23 protein-coding genes are annotated in these 21170 nt (G+C 63.6%); 16 read left to right on the top strand and 7 right to left on the bottom strand.

What is annotated here, in order from left to right; translation table 11 throughout:
- Position 1: 1 nt before the first annotated feature.
- Positions 2-694, bottom strand: a complete 693-nt coding sequence (locus tag QP965_RS06655) for a sensor histidine kinase (RefSeq protein ID WP_005325646.1) — start codon at positions 692-694, stop codon at positions 2-4.
- Positions 695-804: 110 nt separating this feature from the next.
- Between QP965_RS06655 and QP965_RS06650 the strand changes: the two genes are divergently transcribed.
- The 3 genes from QP965_RS06650 to QP965_RS06640 are packed head-to-tail and all read left to right on the top strand — an operon-like array spanning position 805 to position 3405.
- Positions 805-1491 carry an ABC transporter ATP-binding protein gene (locus QP965_RS06650; RefSeq protein WP_284844462.1) on the top strand — a complete coding sequence of 229 codons (687 nt, stop codon included), beginning with the start codon at positions 805-807 and terminating at the stop codon, positions 1489-1491.
- Entirely contained in the window at positions 1488-2888 is a 1401-nt protein-coding gene (locus QP965_RS06645; RefSeq protein ID WP_005325648.1) for an FtsX-like permease family protein, read from the top strand. The genes QP965_RS06650 and QP965_RS06645 overlap by 4 nt, the downstream gene beginning before the upstream one ends.
- A complete protein-coding gene (locus QP965_RS06640; protein WP_284767027.1) occupies positions 2830-3405 on the top strand; it encodes a hypothetical protein in 576 nt (191 codons plus the stop codon). Before QP965_RS06645 ends, QP965_RS06640 begins: the two co-directional genes overlap by 59 nt.
- 209 nt (positions 3406-3614) lie before the next feature.
- Here QP965_RS06640 and QP965_RS06635 read toward each other — a convergent pair whose 3' ends face one another.
- The gene (locus tag QP965_RS06635) at positions 3615-4103 is read right to left on the bottom strand and encodes an inorganic diphosphatase (RefSeq protein WP_234447349.1); all 489 of its coding nucleotides are present in this window, start codon (positions 4101-4103) and stop codon (positions 3615-3617) included.
- Between the two features lie 67 nt (positions 4104-4170).
- On the opposite strand from QP965_RS06635, the gene dacB reads away from it, so the two are divergent.
- From dacB to QP965_RS06570, 13 genes are read left to right on the top strand one after another with little or no spacing between them, the layout of a single operon-like run.
- Positions 4171-5457 (top strand): D-alanyl-D-alanine carboxypeptidase/D-alanyl-D-alanine endopeptidase, encoded by a 1287-nt coding sequence (dacB, locus tag QP965_RS06630; protein WP_284844461.1) that lies wholly within the window; start codon positions 4171-4173, stop codon positions 5455-5457.
- Positions 5447-6397, top strand: a complete 951-nt coding sequence (gene tilS, locus QP965_RS06625) for a tRNA lysidine(34) synthetase TilS (RefSeq protein ID WP_284844460.1) — start codon at positions 5447-5449, stop codon at positions 6395-6397. The genes dacB and tilS overlap by 11 nt, the downstream gene beginning before the upstream one ends.
- A 12-nt stretch (positions 6398-6409) precedes the next feature.
- A complete protein-coding gene (gene hpt, locus QP965_RS06620) occupies positions 6410-6997 on the top strand; it encodes a hypoxanthine phosphoribosyltransferase (protein ID WP_284768827.1) in 588 nt (195 codons plus the stop codon).
- A 12-nt stretch (positions 6998-7009) separates the two neighbouring features.
- Positions 7010-9367, top strand: a complete 2358-nt coding sequence (gene ftsH / locus QP965_RS06615; RefSeq protein ID WP_284844459.1) for an ATP-dependent zinc metalloprotease FtsH — start codon at positions 7010-7012, stop codon at positions 9365-9367.
- Complete coding sequence (gene folE, locus QP965_RS06610) at positions 9367-9960, top strand: GTP cyclohydrolase I FolE (protein WP_284844458.1); 594 nt, start codon at positions 9367-9369, stop codon at positions 9958-9960. The genes ftsH and folE overlap by 1 nt, the downstream gene beginning before the upstream one ends.
- Positions 9961-9997: 37 nt before the next feature.
- The gene (gene folP, locus QP965_RS06605) at positions 9998-10960 is read left to right on the top strand and encodes a dihydropteroate synthase (RefSeq protein WP_284844457.1); all 963 of its coding nucleotides are present in this window, start codon (positions 9998-10000) and stop codon (positions 10958-10960) included.
- Positions 10961-10963: 3 nt separating this feature from the next.
- Positions 10964-11344 (top strand): dihydroneopterin aldolase, encoded by a 381-nt coding sequence (gene folB, locus QP965_RS06600; protein ID WP_284844456.1) that lies wholly within the window; start codon positions 10964-10966, stop codon positions 11342-11344.
- The gene (gene folK / locus QP965_RS06595) at positions 11344-11829 is read left to right on the top strand and encodes a 2-amino-4-hydroxy-6-hydroxymethyldihydropteridine diphosphokinase (protein ID WP_284844455.1); all 486 of its coding nucleotides are present in this window, start codon (positions 11344-11346) and stop codon (positions 11827-11829) included. The genes folB and folK overlap by 1 nt, the downstream gene beginning before the upstream one ends.
- The gene (locus tag QP965_RS06590) at positions 11826-12299 is read left to right on the top strand and encodes a DUF3180 domain-containing protein (RefSeq protein ID WP_284844454.1); all 474 of its coding nucleotides are present in this window, start codon (positions 11826-11828) and stop codon (positions 12297-12299) included. Before folK ends, QP965_RS06590 begins: the two co-directional genes overlap by 4 nt.
- 5 nt (positions 12300-12304) lie before the next feature.
- Positions 12305-13345 (top strand): DUF6779 domain-containing protein, encoded by a 1041-nt coding sequence (locus tag QP965_RS06585; RefSeq protein ID WP_284844453.1) that lies wholly within the window; start codon positions 12305-12307, stop codon positions 13343-13345.
- Positions 13346-14020: a 6PGD fold domain-containing protein gene (locus tag QP965_RS06580; RefSeq protein WP_284844452.1), complete on the top strand. Its 675-nt coding sequence runs from the start codon at positions 13346-13348 to the stop codon at positions 14018-14020.
- A complete protein-coding gene (locus tag QP965_RS06575) occupies positions 14017-14907 on the top strand; it encodes a pantoate--beta-alanine ligase (protein ID WP_284844451.1) in 891 nt (296 codons plus the stop codon). The genes QP965_RS06580 and QP965_RS06575 overlap by 4 nt, the downstream gene beginning before the upstream one ends.
- Positions 14907-15527, top strand: a complete 621-nt coding sequence (locus tag QP965_RS06570) for a GNAT family N-acetyltransferase (RefSeq protein ID WP_284844450.1) — start codon at positions 14907-14909, stop codon at positions 15525-15527. The genes QP965_RS06575 and QP965_RS06570 overlap by 1 nt, the downstream gene beginning before the upstream one ends.
- Here the strand turns inward: QP965_RS06570 and QP965_RS06565 are convergent.
- Genes QP965_RS06565 through QP965_RS06545 form a run of 5 tightly spaced genes read right to left on the bottom strand, consistent with a single transcriptional unit; the run spans position 15524 to position 21072 of the window.
- On the bottom strand, positions 15524-16825 hold the full coding sequence (locus QP965_RS06565) for a C1 family peptidase (protein ID WP_284844449.1): 1302 nt from the start codon (positions 16823-16825) through the stop codon (positions 15524-15526). The two genes, QP965_RS06570 and QP965_RS06565, sit on opposite strands and share 4 nt — an antisense overlap.
- 13 nt (positions 16826-16838) lie before the next feature.
- Positions 16839-18137 (bottom strand): C1 family peptidase, encoded by a 1299-nt coding sequence (locus tag QP965_RS06560; protein WP_284844448.1) that lies wholly within the window; start codon positions 18135-18137, stop codon positions 16839-16841.
- Positions 18138-18186: 49 nt separating this feature from the next.
- Positions 18187-19128, bottom strand: a complete 942-nt coding sequence (locus QP965_RS06555) for an ArsA family ATPase (protein ID WP_225746409.1) — start codon at positions 19126-19128, stop codon at positions 18187-18189.
- Complete coding sequence (locus QP965_RS06550; RefSeq protein ID WP_198492073.1) at positions 19119-19376, bottom strand: cory-CC-star protein; 258 nt, start codon at positions 19374-19376, stop codon at positions 19119-19121. Before QP965_RS06550 ends, QP965_RS06555 begins: the two co-directional genes overlap by 10 nt.
- Positions 19360-21072, bottom strand: coding sequence for a carbon starvation CstA family protein (locus QP965_RS06545; RefSeq protein WP_284844447.1), 1713 nt, complete (start codon positions 21070-21072; stop codon positions 19360-19362). Before QP965_RS06545 ends, QP965_RS06550 begins: the two co-directional genes overlap by 17 nt.
- Positions 21073-21170: the final 98 nt, after the last annotated feature.

Below are 21170 nucleotides of genomic sequence, written 5' to 3'. Positions count from 1 at the left end.
TTTACACTCCTGGCTGTCCGCGATCGAGAAGAAGGGGAATGGACCCGGCCACCCGGGTCGGGCCGCCAGGCGGTGAGGACAAAGACATTTCTCCACCGAAGGCAGCAAGACGCTCGGCCATCCCCGCCAGGCCGTGCCCGGGGACGACCTGTGCGCCGCCGTGGCCCTCATCCACCACGGTGATGCGCAGCGAATCGTCCGAGGTCACCAGCACCGAAACCGGCGCGCCCGGCGCATGCTTGGCCGCATTCGTCAAAGCTTCCGTGCCGAAGAAATAGCCGCAGGCCAGCACGGAGGCGGAGAGCTCAGGCAGAGGATGCGGGGCGAAGACGCTGACGTGGGGGCCGTGGGAGGAGGCGGCGTCGGCAAGCGCGGCGACCAGGCCGTGATCCTGCAGCACCTGTGGGTGAATACCGTGCACCGTGGCGCGCAGGGAATTCAGGCCGCGGTCCACGTCCTGCTTTGCAGCGGTGAGGAGCTCGGTGAGGTCAGCGGGGGCGTCGAGAAGAGCCTCGCCCAACTTCATGCTCGCGGCCACGAGGTATTGCTGCGCGCCGTCGTGCAGGTCGCGCTCGATGCGGGCGCGCTCCACCTCGTAGGCGTCCGCGATGGCGCGCCGCGAGGCCGTGAGCTGCGCAATCTGCTGCGCCTGCTGCTGCTCGTGCGTGGTGGGTTGGGGCTTTTTACGGAACACGGTTCACAGCATATCGGGCGCCCCGAACTACAGGGGTAGTGCTGGCACTACCTTAAAGAGCAACGCTAGGGCTGTTCTTTCCGCGGGCCCGGCACGGTGGAATGAGAGACATGGCACAGACACTTTCCCTGACAGACATCACCAAGGACTTCGGCGGCGGCCCGGTGCTCGCCGGAATTTCCCTCGACATTGAACCGGGCGAGCTCGTGGCCGTCATGGGGCCGTCCGGCTCCGGCAAATCCACGCTGCTGCACTGCATGTCCGGCGTGCTGACGCCTACGCACGGCAGCGTGCGCTACGGCGACGAGGAGCTCTCCGCGCTTGGCGACGGCCCCCGCTCCCGCACCCGCCTGCGCAACTTCGGCTTCGTCTTCCAAGACGGCCAGCTGCTGCCGGAGCTGAGCAACGTGGACAACGTGGCGCTGCCCGCCATGCTCAACGGAGTATCGCGTGGGGCTGCCCGCAAGCGCGCGATGGAGCTTCTTGATCAGCTTGGCCTTGGCGGTTTGGCGGATCGTCGCCCGGCGCAGGTCTCCGGTGGCCAGGCGCAGCGCGTGACCATCGCGCGTGCACTGGTGGCAAATCCGGGCATCGTCTTCGCCGACGAGCCCACCGGTGCGCTGGACCAGTCCACCGGCCACGAGGTGATGCAGATGCTCACGACCATCGTGCGCCAGTCGGGTGCCAGCCTGGTCATGGTCACGCATGACCCGAAGGTGGCCGATTGGATGCAGCGCCGCGTGGAGATTCGCGATGGCATCATTCACGACGACCGCCGCCTTGGGGTGATTCGATGAACACCGCGACCCTAGTTATGGACCTGCAGCGCGAATCTATTCGCGCGCGCTCAGGCACGGGAATCGTCTCGATGCTGGCGATTGTGAGCTTGACCATTGGCTCCGCCATCGCCTTCCTCGTTGCGGGTGGTACCTGGATGTTCTGGCAGCGCGCCCAGCACGTCGAGGATGCCGCCCCGGCACTCAAGGAGGCCTTCGGCAACGATATTACGGCCTGTTTTTATATCTGGTTCGCCCTAGCCCTTTTTGCCTGCGCGTTCATTCTTCCGGCGCTGTTTAACCTCACAGCCCAAGCAGCCGTCCTCGGTGCGTCCGGCAGGGAGCAGCGCCTGGCCACCCTGCGCCTGTTGGGGCTGAGCTCCCGGCAGGTGGAGCGCATGGCCATTGTGGAGACCGGCCTCCAGGCGGTGATCGGCATCGTGCTCGGTGGGCTGATCAGCCTGCTCGTCGCGCCGGTCTTCACCCAGCTGGATTTCCAGATGCGCCCCATCGCTCTGTCCGAGCTTCTCCTCCCGTGGTGGGGCTACCTCGCCGTGGCGGGTGTGCTTTTCCTGCTGGCCATCGGCGCCGCATTCGTCGGCATGCAGCGCGTGCGCGTGAGCCCGCTGGGCGTGGCCAAGCGTCAGATGCCCGCGGCTTACCGCTGGTGGCGCGCCATCGTCTTCCTCATCATCGTGGCGGCCGGTGGGGTTTTCCTCTTCGGCAAGGCGGGCCCGCCGACCGCCATGGTCATCGTGGTCATGTTCGGCATGCTGATGAGCATCAACCTCATCGCTCCCTTCATCCTGCAGCTCGGCGCGCACATCTTGTCCCTCTTCCCAGGCACCGCGCACTTCGTGGCCTGCCAGCGCGTGGCGGGCAATGCGCGCCCCGCCTGGCGGCGGAGTGCTGCCATCGGCTTCTTCGGTTACTTGGCGGGATTCCTCGTTGCCGCGCCCCTGGGCGCAGACGCTTTGGCCCTATCTCTGAAGGAAGACCCGGGGACGAACGTGGTGTTCAAGGACATCTCCACCGGTGTCTTGTTAACCCTCATCTTCGGCTTCACGCTGACCACCATGTCCATCATCCTGGGCCAGGTCTCCGGCATCTTCGAAGACAAGGAGCTCATCCGCTCCCTGGATCTCATGGGCGTGCCGCGCGGCTTCCAGTTCCGCTCCGGGGCGCTGACCGTCATGGGGCCGGTCGTGGCCTTGAGCTCCTTCGGCTTCCTCTTCGGCGGTGGCATCGCCTCGCTGATGTTCTTCTCCGGCCTCGATTCAAGCGACGTCGACGTGAGCGCTCGCCTGCTTATGGCCTTCGGCTTCCTGGCGGTGGGCTGGGTGGTCACGCTTCTTGCCATTGTCCTTGTTGAACCGTTGCGCGGCTACGTGCTGCGCACAGGAGGTCGAAAAGAATGAAAACTGTGCTGAAAATTTTGGCGGACTTTTCGGCGTTGCCTTTATCGCGGTGCTCGCCGCCGTGTACTTCCTCGGCCCCTCCTATGGCGGGGCGCTGCTGGGCAAGCCCTATATTCCTTTCAACACCAGCGAAAAACGTATAAACACCGCGGTGGTGGATGCCGCAGCGTATACCGGAATCTATGGCGAGAGCGAAGAATTTCAGCGCGCCCGCGAGGCTTTTAAAGAGGACCCGACCAACGCGGAGCTCCTCGTTGCCGCCATCGACGCCGCCTCCTCCGCCGAAGCCATCCTCCTGACCTTCCGCGGCCTGGACAACGTGCGCACCTTCGGCGAGCCGATCGCCGGCTACGCCTCCGCCAACGTGGTGCTGGATTACCCGGACAGCCGCTCGCTCATGCTCACTACTGCCAAGGACAAGGCGCGCACGGGCGAGGAGTTCGCCGAGGACCCCATCGCTCCTGATGCCCCGGAGTCTGAGCTCGACGGCTCGCTTGCCTCCCATTGTGGCTCCTAAGGCGCGGTTTTCGTCCACGGGTGCCTTTGGCGTTCACGGCAAATAACGCCCCGAAACACGCTATTTTCGCCACTATTTACCGTTCACGACAGTGATTAGTCGGAAAACGCGAAAGGTACGCTTCGGCGCGCGGTGGGAAACCTCTTCGGTCCCTACCGTCTGCGGAAACGTACCTTCACAGTGCCGCCGTTAGCGTGCGGCAGAAGCGCTTACTTGAAGCGAGCCTTAGCCTCTTCGAGGATCTTCTCTGCCTCGGCCTTGTCGCCCCAGCCGGAGCCGGTGACTTCCTTGTTCGGCTCCAGGTCCTTGTAGTGGACGAAGAAGTGCTCGATTTCGTCCTTGATGTGCTGCTCCACATCGTTGATGTCCTGGTAGCGCTCCCAGCGCGGGTCATCGATGACGGCGAGCAGCTTGTCGTCGCCGCCGGCCTCGTCGGTCATCTTGAAGACGCCGACGATGCGGGCCTCAACGACTACGCCCGGGAAGACCGGCTCCGGCAGGATGACCAGGGCGTCGAGCGGGTCGCCGTCCTCGCCCAGGGTGTGGTCGATGAAGCCGTAGTCAGCCGGGTAAGCCATCGGGGTGAACAGGTAACGGTCGAGGTAGACCTTGCCGGACTCGTGGTCAACCTCGTACTTGTTGCGGGAGCCCTTCGGGATTTCAATGGTTACTTCAACGCTCACAGCGATGTCCTCCATGGGGGATTGGGTATCAATTACTGCCCATAGTCTAGCGCGTTGCGGATTCGCGCTAGGGTTAAAGGCAATGAAAGCAAAGCATGTTTGGTGGTCAGCGACCGCGCTCGTGGTAGCAGCAGCGGTCGGAGGTACGGCTGCGCTGGGCGTTACCCTCCAGCGCGAATATGGCGATCTCTCCCACGGGGAGGCACAGGCGGTCGAGGCTCCTGAGGAGCCGTTGAGCGCAGCACAGCCGGGCGAGGCAGACCTGGATGCGCTGAGCGCGAAGCTGGATGAGCTCGCGAAGAATAAGGACCTTGCCACTTTCGGCGGCGAGGTGATCGATACCGAAACCGGTGACGTGGTGTGGCAGCGCGACGCGGATAAGCGGCTTACCCCGGCCTCGTCCACGAAGGTCCTCACCACCGCGGCGGCGACGTTGGCGCTGGATGAGAATGAGAAAATCACCACCAAGGTCTACCGTGGGTCGAACGAAAAGAACGTGGTCATTAAAGCCGCGGGCGATGTGTGGATGACGCACGAACAGCTCGATGAATTGGCCGAGCAGATTTCGAAGAACGTCGAGCAGGTCGATGGCGTCTACATCGATACCTCCGTGTGGTCCGGCGAGGCGCAGGCCCCGGGGTGGGATCCGGAGAACGTGGACGGCGGCTTCGTCGCGCCAATGGAACCGGCCATGCTCTACGGCGGTCGCTTGGGCGCGACGACGGGGGATGTGCCGAGGAGTCATGAGCCAGCTTTGGACGTCGCTAAGCAGCTAGGCGATCGCCTCGGCGCGGGCAAGGTAGGCATGGGCTCTGTGGCAGAGAATGCGCAGGAGGTTGCGAGCGTGGATTCGCCGCCGCTAGCGGACCGCGCCCGAGAAATGGTGCGCCATTCCGATAATGTCATGGCCGAGGCCATTGCGCGTGAGCTGGCGATGTCCCGTGGTAAGGAAGCCAGCTTTGAAGGCGATACGCAGGCCACGCTCGAGGTACTGCGGGAGCAGGGATTCGACGTCGAGGGCGTGGATATTAAGGACAATTCCGGGCTCTCGGTGGACAATCGGCTCACCGCCGAGCTGTTGACGCAGCTCATTAATGGCGCGGTCAAGGATCCGCGCCTGCGCCCGCTGGTGTCCTACCTGCCGGTGGCCGGCGGCGATGGCACGCTGTACGAGCGCTACGGCGATTCCGCGGCCAAGGGCTACGTGCGCGCCAAGACGGGCACGCTGACTGGGGTCTCGGCCCTAGCCGGCACCGCGCAGGGCAATTCCGGGCGCGTGTATGCCTTTGCGTTCATTGTTAATGACGGCGATATTTTGTCCGCCCGCAAGGCTCAAGACGCATTGGCTTCTGCACTGCATGAGTTCTAAAAAGCCCTTCTGGCCGCGGGTTTCGCCGCACTTTCTAGCGTGTCGGCGCGGCGTGCGCGCCGCTGGCCTTGACCATGCAGTGGCGGTGGGGCTGTCCGGGGGCGCGGATTCGCTGGCTCTCATGGCGGCGCTCGTGGCGGAAGGGCACGAGGTGCTCGCGCTGTGCGTGGACCACGGGTTGCAAGATGGCTCGAAGGCGCAGGCCGAGCGCGCGGCCGAACAGGCGCGAACGCTAGGCGCGCGGGCGCAGGTGCTTTGCGTTGAGGCGGGCGCTGCGGCGGGGGCGGAGTCGATGGAAGCGGCCGCGCGGGCGGCGCGGTATCGGGCACTGGCCGCCGCGTGCGCGGGCGAAGACATAGAGGTAGCCGTGGCGCATACGGCCGATGACCAGGCGGAAACACTGCTGCTCGGCGCGCTGCGTGGGCGGGTGACCGGCATGGGCGAGCGCAGCGAGGTGGAAGGCGCCCGAGTGGTGCGGCCGCTGCTGAACGTGCGCCGCGCCGATACCGAGGGCGCCTGCGCGGAGTTGGGTCTTTCTGCGTGGCAGGACCCGCAGAATGCGGACACGAATTTCCGCCGCGTGGCGCTGCGCCGCGAGGTCATTCCGCAGTTGAGCCGCATCATCGGTGGGGATGCAGTGCCGGCGCTGGCGCAAGCAGCGGGCGATGCGGCGCTTGACGACGCCACCCTGCGCACCCCACCCACTACGGACTGCGCCGATCTGGCGGCGATGGCGGAACCGCGGCGCCGGCGGGCAATCGCGGCGTGGCTGGTCAGCGAAGGGGTAGAGGTAACAAGGAGGGGAGTGGGGGACGTCGGCAAGCTGTGCACCCACTGGCACGGGCAAGGCCCGGTGGCCGTGCGATCGGCGCGGCAGGTGGGGCAGAGGTTGGAAGTAGCCCGTATAGGTGGCAAACTGGCACTATTGTCTGGTCATTAAAGGAGCGCACACGTGCACGACAAGAAAGACTTCGCCGTTCCCGCAAACCGCTACGGTGACGATGTAGAAGCAATCCTCATTGGAGAAGAGGAACTGCAAAGCCGCGTCCAAGAACTCGCGGATATGGTCTCGCAAAAGTATGCCGACTCTGAGCAAGACCTGCTGTTGGTCTGCGTGCTCAAGGGCGCCGCATTCTTCCTCACGGACTTTGCGCGCAAGCTATCCATCCCCTCCGAGCTGGAGTTTATGGCCGTATCCTCCTACGGCGCCTCCACCTCCTCTTCCGGCGTGGTGCGCATTTTGAAGGATTTGGACCGCGATATTGCCGGGCGCAACGTGCTCATCGTGGAAGACATCATCGATTCCGGCCTCACCCTGTCGTGGCTCATCCGCAACCTGGAAGGCCGCAACCCTGCCTCGCTGAATGTGGTCACCCTGCTGCGCAAGCCGGAGGTAGTCAAGGCCGATATTGACCTGCTGGACGTGGGATTTGATATCCCGAATGAGTTCGTCATCGGCTACGGCTTGGACTATGCGGAACGCTACCGCGATCTCCCCTACGTGGGCACCCTCCACCCCGATGTCTATACCACCAACTAAAATCGCGCAGTAATGAAAAACAACAAGATTCTTCGCTACGGCGGGATAGCGGCGCTTATCCTTATCGCGCTGTACGCCTTTACCTTCTTTAGCAACGATGCCCGCGGCTACGTGCAAGCGGATACCTCCGTTGCGCTGACCCAGCTCAAAGACAAAAACGTCGATGAGGTGGAAATCGATGACCGCGAGCAGCGCCTGCGCATCAAGCTCAAGGACGAAATCACGGTAGACGAGCGCGACGGCGTGCAGGAGATCGTGGCCAAGTACCCGGCCCGCGCCTCAGAGCAGGTCTTTAACGCCGTCAAGGATTCCGGTGCCGAGAAGTACCAGACCAATGTCACGCAGGAATCCTTCTTGGGCTCCATGCTCAGCATGCTGCTGCCGATGATCATCCTCTTCGGCGTGCTCTTCTGGCTCATGTCCCGCATGCAGCAGGGCGCTGGTGGCATGTTTGGCATCGGTGGTTCCAAGGCCAAGGAACTGACCAAGGATATGCCGACCAATACCTTCGAGGACGTAGCCGGCGCGGATGAGGCCGTGGACGAGCTACAGGAGATCAAAGACTTCCTGGAAGACCCCACCCGCTACCACGACCTGGGTGCCAAGATCCCGCGCGGCGTGCTGCTCTACGGACCTCCGGGTACCGGTAAGACCTTGCTTGCCCGCGCCGTGGCTGGCGAGGCCGGCGTGCCGTTCTATTCCATCTCCGGTTCTGACTTTGTGGAGATGTTCGTCGGCGTGGGTGCCTCCCGCGTGCGCGACCTGTTCAAGCAGGCGAAGGAAAATAGCCCCTGCATTATCTTCGTGGACGAGATCGACGCCGTGGGCCGCCAGCGCGGCTCCGGCACCGGCGGCGGCCACGATGAGCGTGAGCAGACCCTGAACCAGCTCCTAGTAGAAATGGACGGCTTTGGTGACCGCGAAGGCGTAATCCTCATCGCCGCCACCAACCGCCCGGACATCCTGGATCCGGCGCTGCTGCGCCCGGGCCGCTTCGACCGCCAGATTCCGGTCACCAACCCGGATCTTGCCGGCCGCGAGCAGATCCTGCGCGTGCATGCGAAGAATAAGCCGCTGGCAGAAGAGGTTGACGTAGCGCAGCTGGCTAAGCGCACCGCCGGCATGTCCGGTGCGGATCTGGCCAACGTGCTCAACGAGGCCGCATTGCTTACCGCCCGCATTGGCGGCAACGTCATTACTTATGACGCCTTGGAAGAGGCTACCGACCGCGTCGTGGGCGGCCCGCGCCGCCAGGGCAAGATCATCTCCGAGCACGAGAAGAAGGTCACCGCTTACCACGAGGGCGGACACACGCTTTCTGCGTGGGCACTCAAGGATATTGAGCGCGTGTACAAGGTCACCATCCTGGCTCGCGGCCGTACCGGTGGCCACGCCATGACCTCCCAGGAAGACGACAAGGGCATGTACACCCGCGACGAGCTCTTCTCCCGTTTGGTCTTTGCCATGGGTGGCCGCGCAGCCGAGGAGCTGGTCTTCGGTGCACCGACCACCGGTGCGTCTTCCGATATTGAAAACGCCACCAAGATTGCTCGTTCCATGCTCACCGAGTACGGCTTCTCGCCGGAACTGGGCACCGTAAAGTACGGCAAGGAGCAGGGCGATCCCTTCAGCCAGATGGGTGGCGGCGGCTCCATCGATTACTCCGATGAGGTTGCCTCCAAGATTGATGAGCAGATGCGCTACCTGCTCGAGCGCGCGCATGAGCAGGCCTATGACATTCTGCGCAATAACCGCTACTACCTGGACAAGCTGGCCGAGGCCCTGCTGGAGAAGGAAACCCTGCGCCGCCCTGACCTGGAGCGCATCTTCGACGGTATCGAGCCGCGCGAGGCCTTCGACGTCTTCCCAGGTGAAGACGACCGCTTCCCGCGCCAGATTGGCTACGCCCCAGTGAAGACCCCGGTCGAGCTGGCGAAGGAGCGCGGCGAGGAGCTGCCTAAGCGCATGACGCTTCTCGACGCCTCCCGGGCCGCCCGTGAGCGCCGCCTCGCCGGCGAAGAGCCGAAGGGTGAGGTGGGCTTCAACTTTGGTCAGCACGCCGGCGATTACGTCGACCCGGACACCGCCCGCGAGTTGGGCAGCGGACCCGCTAAGGAATCCGCGGACTCTACGCCGGCCCAGTCGGTCCAGCCGACCCAGCAGTCCCGCGACGGCCAGTCTGCTGAGTCTTCCGAGCCTGCGGCCCGTCCGGCCGCACGCCCCGCTACCGGTGGTGGAAAGCACCACAAGCCGGATGCCGGCGCGAATGCCGATGCCGAGACCAGCCAGTGGTTTACCCCCGGTTGGGACGAAAAGGATCGCCGCAAGAACCCCTATGCGCGCGAGGACGACAAGCAAGAAGATAACTAATGCCTGATAATCACATTCCCGCTCGCGCCGCCTTTGACCAAGACCGGGCGGAGGCAGCGGTGCGTGAGCTGCTCCTCGCGGTAGGGGAGGACCCTGACCGCGAGGGCTTGCGCGAAACCCCTGCCCGCGTGGCCCGTGCCTACCGCGAGGTCTTCGCCGGACTGCACGAGGACCCGACCGAGGTCCTGCACAAGACCTTCGCCGAGGACCACCAAGAACTGGTTCTGGTGCGCGATATCCCCATTTATTCCACCTGCGAGCACCACTTGGTGCCGTTTTACGGCGTGGCGCATATTGGCTACATCCCGGGCAAAGACGGCCACGTCACCGGTTTGAGCAAGCTCGCCCGCCTGACAGATATGTACGCTAAGCGCCCCCAGGTCCAAGAGCGCCTCACCCAGCAGGTAGCGGACGCCTTGGTGGAGGTCCTCGGTGCGCAGTCCGTCATCGTGGTCATTGAGTGCGAGCACTTGTGCATGGCCATGCGCGGCATCCGCAAGCCGGGGGCGACGACGACCACCTCCGCGGTGCGCGGCGGCTTCAAAAATAATGCCGCCTCCCGCGCCGAGGTGCTCAGCCTGATTCGCAGCTAAGTCCCCCGGTTACCACGAAAGCGAGAAGGAGCACGCCATGCAGCAGGCAACCTCGGTATCGGATCTGACCATTGCCCAACGCACGCTGGTGATGGGCATTGTCAACGCCACGGAGGATTCCTTCTCCGATGGCGGTAAGTGGTTGGACGTCGATGCCGCCATTAACCACGCCCGCGAACTCGTGGCGCAGGGCGCGGACATGATTGACGTCGGTGGTGAATCCACCCGGCCGGGTGCGGTGCGGGTAGAAGCGGACGTCGAAAAGCGCCGCGTGGTTCCCGTCATTAAGGCGCTGAGCGAGCTGGGCATCCGCACTTCCGTGGATACGATGCGCGCCTCGGTGGCCCGCGCGGCGGCAGCGGCCGGTGTGGACATGATTAATGACGTCTCCGGTGGCCTGGCTGATCCGGAGATGTATCGCGCGATGGCCGAGGCCGGCGTGCCCGTGTGTCTGATGCACTGGCGCACGCTGCAGGAAGGTGCCTTTGGATCCGCGGCTGGTAGTGCCGACCACGGCGGCGATGTGGTGCGCGATGTGCATGAGACCCTCGAGCGCCTGGCGAATAACGCGCTGGAGGCCGGCGTGCGCCGCGATAATATCGTGCTCGATCCGGGCTTAGGCTTCGCCAAAACCCCGCAGGATAATTGGGCGCTGCTCAAGGCTCTGCCGGAGTTCCTCGACGCCGAATTCCCGGTGCTGGTGGGAGCCTCCCGCAAGCGCTTCCTCGCCGCCATCCGGGAGGACCGCGGCGTGGAGTCCAGCCCGCTGCTGGCCGATCCCGCGACTGCGGCCGTGACCGCCATTTCCGCCCAGATGGGCGCGTGGGGTGTGCGCGTGCACGAGGTCGCCGTCTCCCGCGATGCCGTCGATGTTGCGGCTGCGTGGAATGCCGGTACCGGCTACGCGGGCGGCGCTAGGGCAACCGGCAGCTATAGCAATGGCGCTGATAGCAACGGCACCATGAAGTCTACCGCTCTTCCGCGCAACCCTAAGGAGTAAAACATGGCAGACCGCATCGAGCTCACCGGCCTAGAATGCTTTGGCTACCACGGTGTCTTTGAGGAAGAAAAGCGCACCGGCCAGCCCTTCATCGTGGATATCACCTGCTGGTCCGAGTTTGCCGAGGCCGCCGCCACCGATGATCTGACCAAGACCATCAATTACGCCGAGCTTGCCGACGTCGCCGCCAAAATCATCGAAGGCCCCGCCCGCGACCTCATCGAGACCGTCGCCAGCGAGGTGGCCGATACCATCATGGAGAACTTCGAAGGCCTGCATGCCGTGGAGGTCACCCTGCACAAACCGCAGGCGCCGATTCCGCGCACTTTTGCCGACGTCGCCGTGGTCGCCCGCCGCTCCCGCAAGCACGCGAGGACCCTCTAATGCGTGCGGTGCTGTCTATCGGCTCCAATATGGATGACCGCGTGGAGCTTTTGCGCACGGTATTCGACGAGTTCGCCGGCGAGATCGTCGCCGCCTCGCCCGTCTATGCCACCCCTCCGTGGGGCGTGACGGACCAAGACGAATTCCTCAACGCGGTGCTCATCGTGGACGTCGACGAGACTCCGAAGGAACTCCTGCGCCGCGGGCAGAAGCTTGAAGAGGCCGCCGAGCGCGTCCGCGTGCGTCACTGGGGACCGCGCACGCTGGATGTAGACATCATTGATATCGAGGGCTATACCTCCGATGACCCAGAGCTTATTGTCCCGCATCCTTATGCCCACGAGCGTGCCTTCGTGCTGATTCCGTGGTTGGCGGCCGATGCTGGTGCTAGGTTGAGTGGGGAGGGCGTCGCCAAGCGGGTAGCATCACTCGACCCGAAAGAGCGCGCCGAGATTCGCCGGCTGGGCATGATGGAGGAGCTATGACACGGACCTCGCTGGGTGCCCTCATCGGCACCGGGGTCTTTTTCGCCGCCGCGGCGGCCATCCTCACCACGCGCTTTTATGGCTCCATGCTGCAAATCCCGGTAACGGTCTCGGCCACGCTGTGGCTTATGGCCGTTGTCTGTGTGGCGCTGACCTGGAAGGTGGACCAAGCCACCGAGGACGAGCATGGCATTGGCCTAGATAATTCGCAGCTTAACCCCATGACCATCACGCAATTCATGCTGGTAGGAAAGGCCTCGGCATGGACGGGTTCCATCGTGGGTGGCATTTATGCCGGCATTGCCGTCTACGTCATCCCCAACGCCGGTACGCTCGCGGCAGCGTCCGATGACCTCGTGGGTGTCATTGCCTCCGCGCTTGGTGGCCTCGCGATGGCCGCCGCTGGCCTGCGGCTAGAACGACACTGCGAGACCCCGCCCCCACCAGATGGGGTTCAAACGGTACATTAGTGAGCATGACTGAGCCGCGCTCTTCTTCTAGCAATACTTCCGCCAAGACGACCAAGCCGGACTTGGGCCAGATCGGCCTTATCGTCCTCGTGGTGCTGGCCGTGGTGGCCAGCATCGTCATGCTGATTTCCGGCTCTGCCGCCGCGCTCAAGATCGCCCTCATTGCAGCACTGTGGGCTGCCGTGCTTGGCTTCTTCCTGGTCATGCGCTACCGCCGCCAGGCCGAGGAGTCCGTGACCAAGCTGGAGCTGCAGGAGCGCGCTCACCGCGCCGAGCTTAAGCAGGTCCGCGCAGCCGATGGCCAGCCGCTGCCAGACCAGGAGCTGCTGGATGAGATCCGCACCGAGCTGGCTGCCATCCGCAAGCAGATTGAGGATCTTTCCGGCCAGGACTTTACCTATGAACCGGCCGCCCTGCACGCCGAGGCGCGCCGCATCATGCAGCTCGAGGCCCAGACCGCGGCTGCTGCTCGCCCTGGCTCTGAGGAAGGCAATGTGGACTTCACCCAGTCCTCTTCCGGCGCCCCGTCCGCCGATGCCATCGCCGGCCGATTGGGCAATCAGCCGTCCGCGGCGCACACCGAGGCCAACCCGCTCAATGACATCATCAGCGAAAAGACCCGTGCGCAGCGCACCTCCGGTAAGACTTCTGGTGCCTCCACCTTCAATACTGGTGGCTTCCAAGCCGTGCGCTGGGATACCGGCGGCGATGATTCCCTGAAGAATGCCCGCACGTCCGCGGCCAGCGAGCACCACGGCAGCCACCGCAAGCCAGAGGCCGCCACCAAGGCCAATGATGAGACCCAGGACATTCCGCAGCAGGCGGCTCCGCAGCGCGACGAGCGCGCGGAGTATCCAGGCTCGGGTCAACATGTGGCTCCGGAATCGGCCGAACCAGTACGCCAGAAGGCAGCCCGCCCGCATCACCGTGCGGCTGAACCTCAGCCAGAGGAGCAGACACGCGGACGCCGTCGCAGCGACGATAGGCGCGAAGGCGCGGTATCCGTGGCCGAGCTGCTGGCCCAGGCGAAGAAGAAGGATAAATAAATGCGCCCGCCACGCATGCGGGTAGCCCTTTTTGGCCGGAGCCTGGCCGGTTTTACCTTGGCCAATGCCATGGAACGCGCCGGCCATGAGGTGCAGATGCTCTCGGACCCGGCCGAACTTGCCTCTTTTGAGGCCCTCATCATCGCCGTGGGCGATGCCCGCTTAGAAGCTACCGTGGAACTTCTTGAACCCCACGTCCACCACGGGCTTATCGTGTTCCACACCTGCCTCTCGCGCGGTGTCCAAGTGCTAGATCCGCTAGAAACGCGCGGGTGTGTCGTTGCGGCACTCGCCCCATTTGCACTCATGCGCTGGGCCGTGACCACCCTGGACGAGTTGGGCGAGACCGTAGTGGAGCTCAATATCACCGAGTTCCGCGGCGAAGCCGTCGCGCTTTCCGATGCCGAACGTCTTCCCTTTGCCGCCCGCGCCTACTACGCCGAGATGCTGCGTCGCTTGCACATCTCTGCGGCGGTCGATGCTCGTTTCTTCCCCTCTGCAGAGGAAAAGCCCATGGTAGGTGAGGACATGGACACCGAAGAAATCATCGCCGCTTATCGCGGTGTTACCGACCCCGGCCTGCGCCGCAGCTATGTGGAGGTTGCCCGTCGCCTAGGTGAGGTATACGGCCGCGAGGAACTGGAAATGTGGGCCCTACAAGAGGAGAGCCGATGAGCCTAGAGCTGGGAAACGCCACCGTCATCAGTGAGATTGAGCGCATCCGCATGGTTGGCAGCGCCTTTCATAAGACTGGCCGTCCGGTGGCCTTCGTACCGCTGACCAACGGCGTGCACGCCGGCCATATCGCGTTGGTCCGCGCGGCCAAGCACATTCGCGGCGCGGTTACCGTCGTGGCCCTGCAGTCCCCGCACGAGGAGGATCTTGAGCTCCTGCGCGCCGAGGGCGTGGACATCGTCTGGGATTACTCGCCAGAAACTTTGTGGCCGCACGGCCGCCGTATCGCCGTGGCTCCGGCCGACGCCGCGACCGCCCTCGAGCCGGACCTCAGCGAGGATCTCTCGCTGTACCTTGCGCTCATTCTGACGCTTTCGCCTACCGACGTCCTCCTCGGCGAAAAGGACTACGAGCTCCTCCTCGCCATCCACCACGCGGTTCAGGACTTCCACCTGGGTGTCCGCGTGCAGGGCGTGCCCGCCGTACGCATGCCCGATGGTGTGGTGATGAGCCTGCGCAATACTAATGTCCCGGCCGGATCCCGTGACCAAGCTGCGGCCCTTTCCGCCGCGCTGACCGCCGGCGCGCATGCCGCCGAAGCCGGTGCGGAGAAGGTCCGCGAGGTTGCCGCGGAAGTCCTACGCGCAGCAGGCGTTGAACCCGATTACCTCGAGGTGCGCGGCCGCGACCTCGGCACGCCTCCCGAGGAGGGTGATGCCCGCTTGCTCGTCGCCGCGACAATCGGCGGCGTCCGCCTCATCGATAATGTGGGCCTGCCGCTGGGAATCGGTTTTAATAATATTGAAGAGCACGAAGCCAAGGCCGAGCTCGAGCGCGAGCAACAACGCGCACAGGGTACCGCTTCCCAGCATCCTTCGGAGGACTAATGACCGATATTCAGATCCGCGACCTCGACCCGCGCGATGAGCCCAAGGCTATTTCTTTTGCCATCGAGGGCATGCACCTGCACTGGTTTGTGAAGAACCCGCGCTTTGAGCGCGCCTATGGCCGCTACTTTTGGGATTTAGAGCGCGCCAAGGCCACCGATATCCTGGCCGCCTACGATGGCGATCGCTTCCTCGGCGTGCTTTTAGCTTCCATGAAAGGTAAGCCCGCGTTGCCGTATCCGTGGTGGCGCAAGGCCTATGTCCGCGCGGTGGAAATCTTTAATAACCTGCGCCCGGGCGGGCACCGCGATGATTACGATGCCGCCAATCAGGACATGCTGCTCAAGTACTTGGGTAAGCACCCTATTGATGGCGAAATCGGCTTCCTCGTCGCAGACCCCAATTCCGGCGTGAGCGGCGTGGGTACGGCGCTGCTCGAGGCCTTCGAAGCCCGTCACGAGGGAAAGAATGTCTACTTGTTTACCGATGATGGCTGTACTTATCAGTTCTATGACAGCCGCGGTTTTACTCAGGTGGGCGAGCGCACTATCGCGGTCAATGAAGACCGCGACTTGGAGTGCATGCTCTATGTGCGCCGCCTTGGCACGCCGCAGGCTTAACGCGCCAACGCTCCCATCGGATCCCAGGCCGGCAGGGTAGTCACGGACTCGGACTGCAACGCCGCTTGGTATTGTTCCGGCAGGCGGGAGGGGTGCACGGCGATTTCGAAGACGAACTCGTCGAACCAGTCATCGGCCATGGTCCAAAAGCCCTTATCGGCCTTCTTCGGGCCCCAGGAATTCTCCACGCGCCAGCGATTGACGGTGCCGTCGTCTGCGATATCGGCGCCGGTAAAGACCATCGCGTGGGTCATGAGGGACTCGTGCAGGCGCAAACGCTGCGCCTTGTCCAGATCCATCTCCACGCCGTAAAAGGCCTCATAATCGTGCAGGTGCTTGGCCCACACGCCGTGCTCATCATCGGATTGCTGGTCGGTATCGCAGCCGAACCAGACGGGCTGACCGTCCTCGATGGAGGCACGCGCGGCATCGCGCAGCACGTCCACAGGCGCGTTCAAATAGGTCACGCGCTTTCCGGCCACGTTGCCCAGGTACTCCACGGTGTAGAGCTCGCCGTAGGCATTGCGCGGGTCGTTGACCACGCACACGTACTCGCCTAGGTCCGCCGGCAGGTATTCCCGGGCAAACTCCTGTGGGGTATAGGTGCCAGCGCGGTGGAACTCATTGTCCTTATCGCGGTACTGCCACACAAAGTCCTCGGGTGGCAGGCCAAGGTTGGCGGTGAGGATACGGTAGACGTCGGCAAGCGCCTGTTCATGCGCGCCCTCTTCGCCGCTGCGGATGCGGTGGGCGGCGCGGCGCAGCACGGTTTGCAGATTGCGGTTAAGCATTGCCGTGGCTTCCGAGGAGGCGGTCTCCGGCATGGCGTATTGCGGCACCACGCCGTACTTTTCCACTAGGGCGACGAACATGGACCATTGGCCGCCGTCATCGATGGGATCATCCATGAGCTTGGCAACGGTGCGGTCCGTAATCTCGCGGTCCTTGAGCTCAGCCATGGCGGTAAGGAACCAATTGGCCTTTTCCAGCTTGTCAAAGAAATAAATATAGGTCTGGGAGAGCTCAAAATCTTTGAGGTTGGCCTTGTCCATCAGGCCGCCGCGCAGGGAATTGAGGCCGGCAAAAATCCAACAGCGGCCAGAGGCCTTCTGGTCGGCCACGCCCCAGGAATCTAGCTTATGGCTGGTTACCGGTGTGAGGCTGCGTAATTGCTCGTGGTCGAGGCTGAGCTTGTCGACGCCCTCCTGGGACACCCCATTGCGTACCAGGCGCAGCGTGGCATCGCTGGTGAGCTCGGTATTGGCGGCATGAACCTCGTTCGGGTTAATCTCTGTCATTTTTCGATTCTCCTTAGTTCATCCGGTCCCAGAGGGGAAGCTCAATTGGTTCGGTGGCAAGAGCCTGGGCCAGTTCGTCGCTCAGGTGCTCCTTGCGGACGGCGATGTGGAAGACGTTTTGGTCAAACCAGGCATCGGCCATTGTGGCAAAGCCCTTACCGGGCACATCCTCGCCATCATCCTTGCGCGGCGGCTTAGAGCCCCAGGAGTTCTCCACGCGCCAGGCGCGGTCACCATCGACGCCGGTGAGCACCATCGCGTGAGTGGGCGCGGTCTCGCCGGAGGTAAAACGCTCCTCCTTGCTCATGGAGGAATCGATGCCGTAGAGGCCATCGGTATTCACCAATCCCTCGTCCCATACGCCGTTGAGGAAGGAGAACTGGCGGTTGACATCGCAGCTAAACCACACCGGCTCGCCGGCAGCCAGGCTGCGCTTGGCAGTTTCCTTCAGCTCGTCCGCGCTGACGTTGAGGTACTCCTGCGGTGCGCCGCCCAACACATTGGTCTCCTCGGCGCTGCTGAACACGCGATGCTTGGGGTTGGTGGAGCGGGGGTCATCGGCCAGCACCACGTACTCGTCCAGGTGCGGCAGGTACTTATCCGCAAACTCGCGCGGGGTGGAGTGCAGGCGCACGAATTGCTCGTCCTTGGTGCGATACGCCCAGGTAAATTCCTGCGGCGGGGTGCCCAGGTGGATGGCCAGGATGCGGTGGATATCCTTGCGCGCCTGGGCGAGGATGTCTTCGCGCGGGCCGTCCTGTGCGGCGGCGCGGCGCACCACGGTGGCCAGGTCGCGGTTCATTTCGGCGGTATTTCCAGACGAGCGCACCTCCGGCATGGCCTCGGCAGGAACGGCGCCGTACTTGGCTACCAGGTTGCTAAAGAAGCACCACCAGCCGCCATCGGCCCCCGCGTGGTCCAGCACCGCGGCGACGGTGCGCTCGTCCCAGCCGGCGTCCTTCTTGTCCAGCAGCTGGTTGAGAACCAGATTGGCGCGCTCCAGCTTGTCAAAATACTGCAGGTAGGTGAAGGAAAACTCGAAGTTATCTACGTTGAGTTCCTTGGCTGCGCGGTGACGGAAGACGTTCAACGCCGCGAACATCCAGCAGCGGCCCGAGCGCTTTTGGTCCGATACGCCCAAGCTATCCAGCTTGACCTCGGTGGTGGGGTAGAGCGCCGTAATACGGTCGCGGTCTAGGGCCGCCTTGGCTGCCCCGACGTTGGTAATGGCGTTGCGCGCGATGCGCAGCCGGGAATCGGCCGCGGCCTCCTCGCGCAAGTGGGATAGATATTCGTTGGTGAGCAAAGTCATAGTTTCGGTTTTAGCAGACCCGAGCCCACAGCGGCGCGGGCGGGTGGAGCTAGAGATGGGCCGCCAGCTTGCCGACGGCCCCCGGAGTCCCCACTTCCTCCGGCAACCACGGAACCTCGCGCACCGGGGTATCGGGCAGCTGGGCGCGTAGGAGTGCGAGTGCCTCATCCTCGGCGGCGCGCCGGGCGGCTAAGAACTCGCCTTGGTCGGCCGGGGTGCGCCGGTTAACCAGCATGGATCCCACCCGCACACCGTTGCTCGTGAGGTCCGCATGAAACTCGGCAGATTCCAGCACGGGCAGGCGCTCGGCGGTGAGCACGATGTGGAACACGGTGCGTGGGGAGGTAAGAGCGGTGCGCAGCTGGGCAAAGCGCTCGCGGCGCTGGAAAAGCGTGGCGCGAATCTCCTGATTGCGCCGGTCCACCGGGTCATTATCCGCGCCGCTGACGTTAGACATCCCGCGCACCAGCGAGCCGAATTTATCGGATTTCTCGCGCCGGGAGAGCAATCCATCGGTATAGGCGGCCATGATCTCCGGCAAGGCCATCAGCCGCGAGGTATGCCCTGAGGGTGCGGTATCGAAGATGAGGTAGTCGAAGTCCGACTCCTCCACGACCAGCGCCGCTATGCGCTCCAATAGCGCCGCCTCCTGTGTGCCGGGCGATTGCCGGGCTAGGTCGAGGTGCTTTTTCACCTCGCCATGGAGGTGTTCGGGCATAAAGCGGCGCATCGAGTTCCCTACTTGCGCTAGGTGTTGCTCGGTCGCGCGCGCAGGGTCGATCTCGATGGCAGACAGGGTAGGGGTGAGGTCTACGGGGGCGTCGCCAAGCGAGGCGCCAAAAATATGCCCCAGGTTATGCGCCGGGTCCGTGGACACCAGGCAGACGCGGTGATTGCGGGACAGGCGCAGCGCGGTGGCGGTGGCCAGGGTGGTTTTACCCACCCCGCCCTTGCCTCCAAAGAACATGATGGGTGCGGTCTCTAACAACATTGAATATTCTCCAGCGGGGATTTATCCATTCCCATGCGGGTATGCCAGGCGTGGAAATCCTCATAGACCAACGGCAAAAGCTCCAGGGTGTAGTAGCTGGCGGGGTTGGGGATGCCGAGCGCCTCCGAGGCGACCAGCATCAGGAAGAGATCATCTTCTTGCTGCTGGGCCTTGGCAAAGCTGGCACGATACGGGGCCTGGTAGTACTCATTGAGCCCGGCCGCAAGTGCCTTAAGCTTGTCGAGCATGCTCGGGCAGTGGGGCGTCAAGGTCATCATCGGTCCACTCCAGCGGGGTCTCCTTGCGGGCGCGGGAGATGGCGCCGACGGCTTCCACAATGACCCAGATGGCGGCGACCACGATGATGACGTCCATGCAGAATAGCAGCCAGTTCTGGCTGGTAAAGAGGGACTTCAGCTGGAGCAGTGCGGCCCACAGTGACATGGCGGTAACGAAGATGAGCGGTATGACCACCGGCCACGTCGGCCGGCGCAGGTGGGTCAGGATGACCACCACGATGGCCAAGGAAAGGCCCGCCATGAGCTGGTTGGTGGTGCCGAATAGCGGCCAGATGGTCATGCCGCCGGATCCATCTGCGCCGGCGGAGAAGGTCAGGCCGAAGGCCAAGCCCACCGCGATCACGGTGGCGGCCAATGCCTTGATGCGCACACCCATGATCTCGCCAATTTCTTGCACCACTAGGCGCTGCAGGCGCACGCCCGAGTCCATGGTGGTGGCGGCGAAGAGGACGGCCATGGTGGCCAAGATGGTGCCGGAGAGGGACGTGGGAATCCCCATGCCCTCATTCATGAGTGCGCCGCCGCCTTGCACGAAGGCCTCCACGCCGCCGGCATTCCACTCGGAGTAGATTTCTTCCCACTGCTGCACGGACTTAAAGCCTGCGGTGGTGGCGATGATGGTGCCCAGCGCGAGCAAGCCCTCGCCTACGGCGCCGAAGTACCCCACAAAGCGCACGTCAGTTTCCTTATCCATCTGCTTGGACGAGGTGCCGGAGGCCACCACGCCGTGGAAGCCGGAAATAGCGCCGCAGGCGATGGTGACAAAGAGTAGCGGGAAGATGCCCGGGGTGCCGTCTGGCACGTTGTCGCGCAGCGCCGGTGCGGCCAGCGAAGGGCGGGTTATGAGGAAGGAGCCGTACAAGATGGCCAGGCCCACAAAGAGCTGGAGGCCGTTGATGTAGTCGCGCGGCTGCAGCAACACCCATACCGGCAGCATCGAAGCGATGAAGGCGTAGATAAATAACAAGATGATCCACACGCCGTTGGCGGGGATGCCCAGGACCGTATCTGGCAGGACCACAGGCACGCGGTCACCGATGATCATCAACGCGTAGAGCGCGACAACGCCCACGATGGAGACCAGCGGCAGGTTCCAATTCAGGCGGTAGATGGCCTGGCCGATAAGCAGCGCGACGACGATGGCGCCCCACGTGGGGATTACGGCCGTAGGGGTGGAGACCAGCAGGTTCGAAATGACCACGGCGAAGGCCGCATTCACCATCAACAGCAGCAGGAAGATGACGATGAGGAAGAGATTGCGCCCGCGCTTGCCAATGTAGCGCCCAGACAAAGTGCCGATGGACTGCCCCTTGTGGCGCTGCGACGCCCACAGCGCACCTAAATCGTGCATGCCGGCAAAGAAGATGGTGCCGAGGGTGACCCAGAGAAACGCCGGGACCCAGCCCCAGATGACGGCTACGGCCGGACCAATGATGGGCGCGGCGCCCGCCACGGAAGTGAAGTGGTGGCCCCACAGAACGTATTTATTGGTGGGCACGTAGTCCACGCCGTCTTCCATGGTGTGGGCCGGGGTGGAGTAGTTCGGGGATAGCCGGAAAATACTCTTTCCTAGGAGCTTGGAATAGAGCAGATAGCCGGCGCCCATCATCGCGATGCCGATGATGGCGAGGACAAGAGAGTTCATGGTGTGCGTCTCCTCATGGGCGGTCAGGTGGCGTGTCTCACACGTGCGGTTAGTATGCCACAACTCACATAGGTAGTAGCCCGTGGGGGAGACCGGTG

Source organism: Corynebacterium sp. MSK074, from assembly GCF_030229735.1.
GTDB lineage: Bacteria > Actinomycetota > Actinomycetes > Mycobacteriales > Mycobacteriaceae > Corynebacterium.
The sequence above is the reverse complement of the archived record's forward strand: the minus strand, read 5'-3'. Positions and strand labels throughout refer to the sequence as shown.